Origin of the sequence: uncultured Ralstonia sp. (assembly GCA_913056305.1) — a bacterium.
In the GTDB taxonomy this organism is placed as follows: Bacteria; Pseudomonadota; Gammaproteobacteria; order Burkholderiales; family Burkholderiaceae; genus Ralstonia.
Map to the genome: position 1 here is coordinate 1 of CAJXMR010000186.1, position 9229 is coordinate 9229.

At 68.7% G+C, this 9229-nt stretch carries 9 protein-coding genes; 2 read left to right on the forward strand and 7 right to left on the reverse strand.

The features are described 5' to 3' along the window. Positions 1-304 precede the first annotated feature (304 nt). On the forward strand, positions 305-1450 hold the full coding sequence (gene dnaJ, locus QZ609_RS20890) for a molecular chaperone DnaJ (protein ID WP_295499058.1): 1146 nt from the start codon (positions 305-307) through the stop codon (positions 1448-1450). A gap of 34 nt (positions 1451-1484) precedes the next feature. Then, a complete protein-coding gene (locus QZ609_RS20895; protein ID WP_295499060.1) occupies positions 1485-3371 on the forward strand; it encodes a bifunctional chorismate-binding protein/class IV aminotransferase in 1887 nt (628 codons plus the stop codon). A gap of 198 nt (positions 3372-3569) precedes the next feature. On the opposite strand, the gene QZ609_RS20900 is transcribed toward QZ609_RS20895, so the two are convergent. The 7 genes from QZ609_RS20900 to QZ609_RS20930 form a co-directional block, all read right to left on the reverse strand. Further along, positions 3570-4268, reverse strand: a complete 699-nt coding sequence (locus QZ609_RS20900) for an energy-coupling factor ABC transporter ATP-binding protein (protein ID WP_295499062.1) — start codon at positions 4266-4268, stop codon at positions 3570-3572. Positions 4269-4276: 8 nt separating this feature from the next. Continuing rightward, a complete protein-coding gene (locus QZ609_RS20905; protein ID WP_295499063.1) occupies positions 4277-4984 on the reverse strand; it encodes an ABC transporter permease in 708 nt (235 codons plus the stop codon). An 18-nt stretch (positions 4985-5002) separates the two neighbouring features. After that, complete coding sequence (panB, locus tag QZ609_RS20910) at positions 5003-5824, reverse strand: 3-methyl-2-oxobutanoate hydroxymethyltransferase (protein WP_295499064.1); 822 nt, start codon at positions 5822-5824, stop codon at positions 5003-5005. A 56-nt stretch (positions 5825-5880) separates the two neighbouring features. Beyond that, entirely contained in the window at positions 5881-6525 is a 645-nt protein-coding gene (locus QZ609_RS20915) for a deoxynucleoside kinase (protein WP_295499065.1), read from the reverse strand. 31 nt (positions 6526-6556) lie between these two features. Continuing rightward, positions 6557-7069, reverse strand: coding sequence for a 2-amino-4-hydroxy-6-hydroxymethyldihydropteridine diphosphokinase (folK, locus tag QZ609_RS20920; protein ID WP_295499066.1), 513 nt, complete (start codon positions 7067-7069; stop codon positions 6557-6559). Then, positions 7066-8655 (reverse strand): polynucleotide adenylyltransferase PcnB, encoded by a 1590-nt coding sequence (gene pcnB / locus QZ609_RS20925; RefSeq protein WP_295499067.1) that lies wholly within the window; start codon positions 8653-8655, stop codon positions 7066-7068. The genes folK and pcnB overlap by 4 nt, the downstream gene beginning before the upstream one ends. After that, the coding region (locus tag QZ609_RS20930; RefSeq protein ID WP_295499068.1) for an HAD family phosphatase at positions 8652-9229 on the reverse strand (578 nt) is incomplete at its 5' end. The genes pcnB and QZ609_RS20930, both read right to left, overlap by 4 nt.

Here is a 9229-nt window from a genome sequence, read left to right on the forward strand (position 1 = left end):
CCTCGCAGAAGCTGGGCGAGAAGGTCTACGCCGACATGCAGGCCAAGGGCGAGGCAGGTGGTGCGGAACAAGCCGCTGGCGCCCAGGCAGGTGCACAGGCCGGGCACGGCGCGCCGCAGGACGATAACGTCGTCGACGCCGAGTTCAAGGAAGTGAACGACAAGAAGTAAGCCGGATCGTCCGCCAGGCGGACGTGAGGGTACGCCGGGCGGTGGTCATCAGGATGCGTTGGACGCACCTGATGCCACGCTCGGCTTTTTTGCTATTCGACCAAGCAACAATCAGGCGATCTTTTTAGGCCACCATGGCAAAACGTGATTACTACGAAGTGCTCGGGGTGGGCAAGGACGCGAGCGACGACGAGATCAAGAAGGCGTATCGCAAGCTCGCGATGAAGTTCCACCCGGACCGCAATCCGGACAGCAAGGAAGCGGAAGAGAAATTCAAGGAGGCCAAGGAGGCCTACGAGATGCTCTCCGATTCCGACAAGAAGGCTGCCTACGATCAGTACGGCCATGCCGGCGTCGACCCCAACATGGCCGGCGGCTTCGGTGCGGGCGCGCAGGGCTTCGGCGGCTTTGCGGAAGCCTTTGGCGACATCTTCGGCGACATCTTCGGCCAGGCACAGGGCCAGGGCGGCCGCCGCGGCGCGGGCCCGCAGATGTATCGCGGCGCCGACCTGCGCTACAGCATGGAAGTCACGCTGGAGCAGGCCGCGCACGGCTACGACACGCAGATCCGCGTGCCGCACTGGGACGAATGCGACCACTGCCACGGCAAGGGCGCCGAGCCCGGCTCCAGCGTGGAGACCTGCCCGACCTGCCACGGCGCCGGCCAGGTGCGCGTGTCGCAGGGCTTCTTCACGATGCAGCAGACCTGCCCGAAGTGCCACGGCAGCGGCAAGTACATCCCCAAGCCGTGCACCAAGTGCCACGGCCAGGGCAAGCTGAAGAGCCAGAAGACGCTGGAAGTGAAGATCCCGGCCGGCATCGACGAAGGCATGCGCATCCGCTCGTCGGGCAATGGCGAGCCGGGCATCAACGGCGGCCCGCCGGGCGACCTGTATGTGGAAATCCACATCAAGCCGCACCCGGTGTTCGAGCGCGACGGCGACGATCTGCACTGCCAGATGCCGATCTCGTTCGCCACGGCGGCCATCGGCGGCGACATCGAAGTGCCGACGCTGGGTGGCCGCGCCTCGTTCACGGTGCCCGAGGGCACGCAGGCTGGCAAGACGTTCCGCCTGCGCGGCAAGGGTATCAAGGGCGTGCGCTCGGGCTATGCCGGCGATCTGTACGTGCACATCGTGATCGAGACGCCGGTCAAGCTGACCGAGCATCAGAAGGATCTGCTCAAGCAGTTCGACAAGTCCGTGCACGAAGGCGGCTCGCGGCACAGCCCGCAGGAGCAGTCGTGGATGGATAAGGTGAAGAACTTCTTCTCGTCGTAATCGAAGCGTTACCGCAGTCACCGAGGACATCGTCATGCAGTTGCCAGAAGCCGGCGCGCCGTTCGCGCTGCTGGACGATGCCACCTCGGGCGGCGGGCCATGCTCGCGCTGGTACACCGGCTATGCCGGCGAGTTCTTCCGGCCCGCCGGCATGCTCGATGGGCTGGACGACGACCTGCGCGCCGCGTGGCGTGCGGGCCTGCATGCGCTGATCGTAGCGCCGTACGAGTTCGGCGAGCCGCTGGTCGGGTTGCCGGCCACCCCTGAAATGTCTTCCGCCTTGCCCGGTCACGATGGCCGCCTGCGCGTGCTGCTGTTCCGCACGATGCAGGTGCTGACCCCGGCCGAGGTCGACGCGCTGTTCGACGCGTGGCCCGAGGCGGCCGGCACGGCCGGTTTGTTCGACAGCACGGCCAGCGTCGACCACGACACCTACACCCACGCCATCGCGCGCATCCACGACTGGATTGCGGCGGGCGACACCTACGAAGTCAATTACACCTACCGCCTGCGCATGACCGCGTTCGGCGCGCCGGCCGCACTGTACCGGCGCCTGCGCGCGCGCCAGCCGGTGCCGTACGGCGCCTTCATCGGGCTGCCGGAGGGCGGGGCGATCCTGTCGTGCTCGCCGGAGCTGTTCTTCTCGCATCATGCCGGGCGGCTGCTCGCGCGGCCGATGAAGGGCACGGCGCCTGCCACCGGCGACGCGGAGGTCGACGAAACCCGCGCCATCGCCCTGGCCGCCGACGAGAAGAACCGCGCCGAGAACCTGATGATCGTCGACCTGCTGCGCAATGACCTGGGCCGCCTCGCACGGCCGGGCTCGGTGCGTGTGCCGGCGCTGTTCGAGGTGACACCCTATGGCAGCGTGCTGCAGATGACGTCGACCGTGGAGGCGGAGATTCCGCCCGCCACTGGCCTGGAAGCGTGCCTGCAAGCGCTGTTCCCGTGCGGCTCGATCACCGGCGCGCCCAAGCGGCGGACCATGGAGATCATCGATGCGCTGGAGCCGGCGCCGCGCGGCCTGTACACCGGTGCCATCGGCTGGATCGATGTGCCGGCCGATGGGCGTGCGATGGGCGACGCGTGCTTTTCCGTGGCGATCCGCACGCTGGTACTGAGCGCGCCGGGTACCGACGGCTTGCGCGCGGGCGAACTCGGCATCGGCTCCGGCATCGTGCACGACAGCGTGGCCGATGAGGAATACGCGGAGTGTCAGCTGAAGGCGCGCTTCGTGACGGCGCTTGATCCGGGGTTGTCGCTGTTCGAGACGATGCGCGCGACGCGCGAGGGGGTGCCCCTGCTGGAGCGACATCTCGCGAGGCTGGAGCACTCCGCGCGGGCCTTTGGTTTTCCGTTCGATCGCGCCGCGCTGGCAGGGGAGGTCGCGCGCGTTTGCGCCGCCCTGCCACCCCAGGGCGATCACCGCATGCGCCTAGCGCTCACGCGCAGCGGCGAAGCCAGCATCACGGCCGCGCCCCTGTTGCCGCTGCCGGCCACATGGGATGCGCCTGCACGCCTGATTGTCGCCTCGCAAACACGCGAAGCCGCGCACAACTTGCCGAGCCACAAGACCAGCCTGCGCGCCGCCTACGACGCGGCCTGGCAGGCCGCCGAGCGCGAAGGCGCCTTCGATGCGGTGTTCTTCAACGGGGACGGCACGCTGGCCGAGGGCGGGCGGACCACGGTGCTGGTCAAGCTCGACGGCGCGTGGTGGACGCCGCCGCTGTCGGCCGGCGTGCTGCCGGGCGTGATGCGTGCGGTGTTGCTGGATGACGCGACACCATGGCTGGGCGCGCCGTTGCACGAACGCGTGCTGACCCGCGCCGACGTCGCTCGTGCCGAGGCCGTTGCCGTGTGCAACGCCCTACGCGGTGTGGTGCCCGCGCATTTCGAGCCGCCCCTCGCTGGGAGCGTGTAATGGGCTTTGACGGGGGCGCGTTGCTTCCAAAACGCGGGCTGGGTAGGCGCGGACGGCTGCCAATGGTTGTTCCATTGGCAGTTGGCTGCGACACCCCCAGCGCGTGTTTTGGAAGCAACCCGGAGGGAGGTTGTTCCACAGGGGGCAGAGCGTTGTTGTAACCTCCTCGTGTGGCATGCCACACAGCGTCGGCCACGCCTAGCTCTGCCCCCTGTGGAACAGCCTCGCGCCCCCGTCAAAGCCCATTACACGCTCCATCTTCCAACGCGCTACGCCGGGCAGGTTGATCAGCTCGCGGTCGTGGCAAACCATCAGCAGTGCACGGCCTTCTGCCGCCAGTTCGCCCACCAGCGCGAGCACCTGCTCGCGCGCTGCGCCATCCAGGTTGGACGTCGGCTCATCCAGCAACAGCACGTCGGTGCGCAATGCACGGGCGCGTGCCAGCGCCAGGCGCTGCGTTTCGCCACCGGACAGGCGCTCGGGCGGCACGTCCAGCACCTGCTGCAGGCCGGCCCAGCGGATGGCGTCGTCGACGCGGTCCTGCAACTCCGCACGCGAAACGCGGTGCGGACCCGTCGTCAGGCCGTAGGCCAGATTGGCGCGCACCGACGTGCGGAACAGATACGGATGCTGGTGCACGTAGGTCAGCCGCGCGCGCAACGCGCCGGGGTAGGGCGACAGCGGCTGCGGGCCGTTATCCAGCGTCACCACGGCAGCACCGGCCGGCGTGAGGCCGGCCAGCATGCGCAGCAGCGTGGTCTTGCCGACCCCGTTGGCGCCGGTGATGACCACCGCATTGCCCGCCGACAGCGCCAGGCGCGGGATCTCGAACAGCAGGCGCTCGCCGTGGCGGCAGCGCAGGTGTTCGAACACCATCAGCGGGCGGGATGGCGTCATCGGCGTGTTCACGCGGCGCGATGGCGGAAGGTGCCCGCGCCCTGCAGCCACGCCAGCACCACGTTGACGAGCAGTGCCAGCGCGATCATCACGATGCCCAGCGCGATGCCCTGCGCGAACTCGCCCTTGCTGGTCTCCAGTGCGATCGCCGTGGTCATGGTGCGTGTGACGCCTTCGATATTGCCGCCGACCATCAGCGCGGAGCCGACCTCGGCGATGACGCGGCCAAAGCCCGCCACCACCGCCGCACCCAGGCCGAAGCGCAATTCACGGAACACGGTCAGCACCAGCCGCAGCGGTCCGGCGCCGAGCACGCGCGCGGTCTCGGTCAGTCGTGGGTCGGCGCGCTCAAGCGTTGCCAGCGCAAACGCGACGATCACCGGCAGCCCGAGTACCGCCTGCCCCAGGATCATCCCGCCTTGGGTGAACAGCAGCCCAAAGCCGCCCAGCGGCCCCTGGCGCGACAGCAGCAGGTAGAGCACCAGCCCGATCAGCACGGTCGGAAACGACAGCGACGCCTGCGCCAGCACCACCAGCACACGGCGCCCCGGGAAGCGGTGCATGGCGATGGCGTAGGCGATCAGCAGGCCGAGCGGCGCCGCCAGCAGCAGCCCAGCCACCGCCACCTTCAGCGAAACCCACACGATCCGCCACAGCGCCGCATCGCCGCTGGCAAGCAGGGCGAAGGCGTCGACGGTGGCCGACCAGATTTCCATGCGGGCGCGCGGTGCGGATTACGCCGCGAAGGTGTGTTCCGGCCCGGGGAAGGTGCCGTCCTTGACCGCTGCCACGTAGGCCGAGACGGCGCCGTCGATGGTGGTCTGGCCGTCCATGAAGTTGCGCACGAACTTGGGCCGGTGGCCGGGGAACACGCCCAGCATGTCGTGCATGACGAGCACCTGGCCCGAGCACTCCAGCCCCGCGCCGATGCCGATGGTGGGTACCTTCAGCAGGCGTGTCACCTCGCCGGCCAGCGCGGCCGGCACGGCTTCCATCAGGACCATCTGCGCGCCGGCATCCTGTGCGGCCAGCGCATCGGCCTTGAGCTGCGCTGCGGCCTCATCGCCGCGGCCTTGCACCTTGAAGCCGCCGAAGGCGTGCACCGACTGCGGCGTCAGGCCGATGTGCGCACACACCGGAATGCTGCGCTCGATCAGGAAGCGGATGGTGGGCGCGAGCCACACACCGCCCTCGAGCTTGACCATTTGCGCGCCGGCCTGCATCACGCGCACGGCGCTGTGGAAGGCCTGCTCTGGTGTGCCATAGGTGCCGAACGGCAGGTCCGACATCAGCAAGGCCTTGTCGATGCCGCGCGACACGCATTCGGTGTGGTAGACGATGTGGTCCAGCGTGACGGGCAGCGTGGTCTTCTGGCCCTGCATCACGTTGCCGAGCGAATCGCCGACCAGCAGCACATCGGCGCCGTTGCGGTCCATCAGGGCGGCGAAGCTGGCGTCGTAGGCCGTCAGCATGGCGATGCGCTCGCCGCCTGCGCGCATGGCCTGCAGCGAAGTGACGGTGACGGCCTTGCGGTTCGATTCCTGGAGGTAGCTCATGGACTGGGACTCAATGGGGCATCGCGACGGCCCACGCAGACCATGGAGTGCGTCGGCTAGCGCGTTGCCAGCTTGATGAATTCCTTGGGGCCGCGCATCGCGTCGATGCGGGCGAGCAAGGTGCGGAAATCGTCGTCGTTGCCTGAGGGGTCGAAGGCAGCGGTGTCGACGATCAGCGTCGGTGCGGCATCGTAATACAGAAACAGCTCGCCGTACGCGGCGCAGATGCGCCCGAGGTACTCGGCGTCGATGCCCGATTCGTAAGGCACGGCACGCTTGGCAATGCGCGGCAGCAGGTCTTCGGCGCGTGCCTGCAGGCAGATCACGAGGTCGATGCGCTGCTGCGGCAGGGCCAGCGCTTTGGCCATCGCGTCGTACAGCGCGAGTTCGTCGGCGGGCAGCGTCAACTGGGCAAACAGGCGGTCGCGTGGCAGGAAGCTGTCGGCGACGATGCGCTCGCCGGCGAGCGTCGCCTTGTGCCAGGCGGCCAGTCGCTCGGCGCGCTGCAGCAGGAAGCGCAGCTGCACCGGCAGCGCAAAGCGCTCGGGGTCTTCGTAGAAGCGGGCGAGGAAGGGGTTCTCGGCCGGCGTCTCGAACAGCGTGGCGGCACGCAGGTGGTCGGCCAGGCGTTGCGCGAGCGCCGTCTTGCCGACGCCGATCGGCCCTTCGACGACGATGCGGCGCAGATGATCGAGTGCCATCGTGCGGGTCCGGTAGGTGAGTGTGAGAGCGTCAGGCGGCCGGCGTGGCGCGCATGCACTGGCACATCGAGGTTTTCTCGATGCGCTGGTCGGCCACGTTCGGCAGCAGCTCGGCCACCGCGCCGATGCCCGGGATGACGAGATCCGGCGCCAGCTCATGCAGCGGCAGCAGCGTGAAGGCGCGTTGGCCGACGCGCGGATGCGGCACCGTCAGCTCGGGCGAGGTGAGGACGTGGTCGCCGTAGAGCAGCAGGTCCAGGTCCAGCGTGCGCGGCGCGTTGCGAAAGGGGCGCTCGCGGCCGAACTGGTCTTCGATGTGATGACAGATGCGGAGCAGTTGCCCCGCAGTGAAGGGCGTCTCGATGCGCACCACGGCGTTGATGTAGTCGTCGCCGGTGGCCTCCACGGGCGCGCTGCGGTACAGGCTGGACTTGCCCGTGATGGTGATGCCGACCTGCTGCGCGAGGCAGACCACGGCATCCTTCACGGCCTGGCGTGCGTCACCCAGGTTGGCGCCGATGCCGATGTACGCCACTGTCTTCACGTTCCCTCCGAACCTTCCGGATTAACGTGTCCGACTGTATCCGATTTTGCCGGACCGCGTCGGCGGCGGCGGCGCTTGGCCGGCCCCGTGGAGCCCCCGGTTGCGTCACCGCCCGCCATGCCCGGCATGCGCGACCCGCTCGGGGCGTGCTTGGCCTGGGCGATCAGCGCTTCGCGTGCCTCGCCGTCGCCGTTCTGGAAGTCGGTCCACCAGGTGGCCAGCTCCTCCGGCAATTCACCCGAGGCGCAACGCAGCACCAGGAAGTCGTAGCCGGCGCGGAAGCGCGGCGACTCCAGCAGGCGGTGCGGCATGCGGCCGGCGCGCTTCTCGAAGCGCGGCTGCATGCTCCAGATTTCCTTCATGTCGGCCGTGAAGCGGCGCTGGATGGCGAGCTGCTCGGTCTGGCGGTCGAGCACTTCGTCCATGGCGGTGTGCAGCGCGGGGATCAGCGGCTCGCCAGCGGCGCGGCGGCGGTTCCAGTGCTCCAGCACGTGGTGCCACAGCAGCGAGGCGAACAGGAAGCCCGGCGAGACCGGCTTGCCTGCCTTGACGCGGTCGTCCGTGTTGTCGAGCGCGAGCTGCACGAAGCGCTGGCCCATCGGCTGCTCCAGCGCCACGTCCAGCAGCGGCAGCAGACCGCTATGCAGGCCGGCCTTGCGCAGCTCCTGCAGCGACGCCCAGGCGTGGCCCGACATCAGCAGCTTGAGCATCTCGTCGAACAGGCGGGCGGCCGGCACGTTGTGGATCAGCGGGCCCAGCTCGGCGATCGGCGCGCGCGTGGCGGGGTCGATGTCGAAGCCGGTCTTGGCCGCGAAGCGCACCGCGCGCAGCATGCGCACCGGGTCTTCGCGGTAGCGCGTGACCGGATCGCCGATCATGCGCAGCGTGCGCGCGCGCATGTCTTCCATGCCGTGATGGTAGTCATGCACGGTCTCATCGGCGGGGTTGTAGTACATCGCGTTGACGGTGAAGTCGCGGCGGGTGGCGTCTTCAGCCTGGGTGCCCCAGACGTTGTCGCGCAGCACGCGGCCGCTGGCGTCCACGGCGTGCGTGTGGTGGTCCAGCTCGGTGCGCTTGACGCGCTTGCCGGCCGGCACCTGCTCGCTCTCCACCGCGTCGACCAGCGCGCGGAAGGTCGAGACCTCGATGATTTCCTGGTCGCGCCCGCCGTAGAACGTCACGTGCACGATCTGGAAGCGCCGGCCGATGATGCGCGAGCGGCGGAACAGCGCCTGCACCTGCTCGGGCGTGGCATTGGTGGCGACGTCGAAATCCTTCGGCTTGATGCCCAGCAGCAGGTCGCGCACCGCGCCGCCGACGATGTACGCGTCGTAGCCGGCTTCCTGCAGCGTGGAGGTGACCTTGACCGCGTTGCGCGAGAGCAGCTTCGAGTCGATGCCGTGCTCGTCCACGCTCCACACGCGCGCCTGGCGCGGCACGCCGCCGGCGGCCGCCTTGGTGCGCGGCTTGGGCGTCTTGGGCGTGCGGGTTTTCTTGGCGGGAGACGTCCCCAATTCAGCGGGGGCGGGGGAAGCGGGCTCTGCGGCGGTCTTGCCCAGCAGGCGGTTGATGAGTTTCTTGATCACGCCGCGCTCGATCGGAAGAGGTCCATGATGCGCCAGTTGCGCTGGGTGGCCAGGTGCCGCAGGGTGTCGTCCGGATTGGTGGCGACGGGGTCGCTCACTTCTTCCAGCAACGGCACGTCGTTGGCGGAATCGCTGTAGAAGGTGCTGTGGCCGAAGTCGCTCCAGCCGCGGCCCATGTGGGCGAGCCACTCGTGCACGCGCGCGACCTTGCCTTCGCGGAAGCTCGGCGTGCCGGCCACGTCGCCGGTGAAGGCGCCCTCGGGCGTGCCGTCGGCGGTGGCCGGTTCGGTGGCGATCAGGTGGTCGATACCAAACGCCTGCGCGATCGGGCGGGTGACGAAGCTGTTGGTGGCCGTGACCACGCAGCACAGGTCGCCGGCATCCAGGTGCTGGTCGACCAGCGCCTTGGCCTGCGGCGTGATCTTGGGGAGGATCACGTCGTGCATGAATTCCGCATGCCACTGGGCCAGCGTATCGCGTGGATGTGCCGCGAGCGGCGCCAGGGCAAAGCGCAGGAAGGCGTGGATATCCAGCGTGCCGGCCTTGTAGTCGGCATAGAACTGATCGTTCTTGC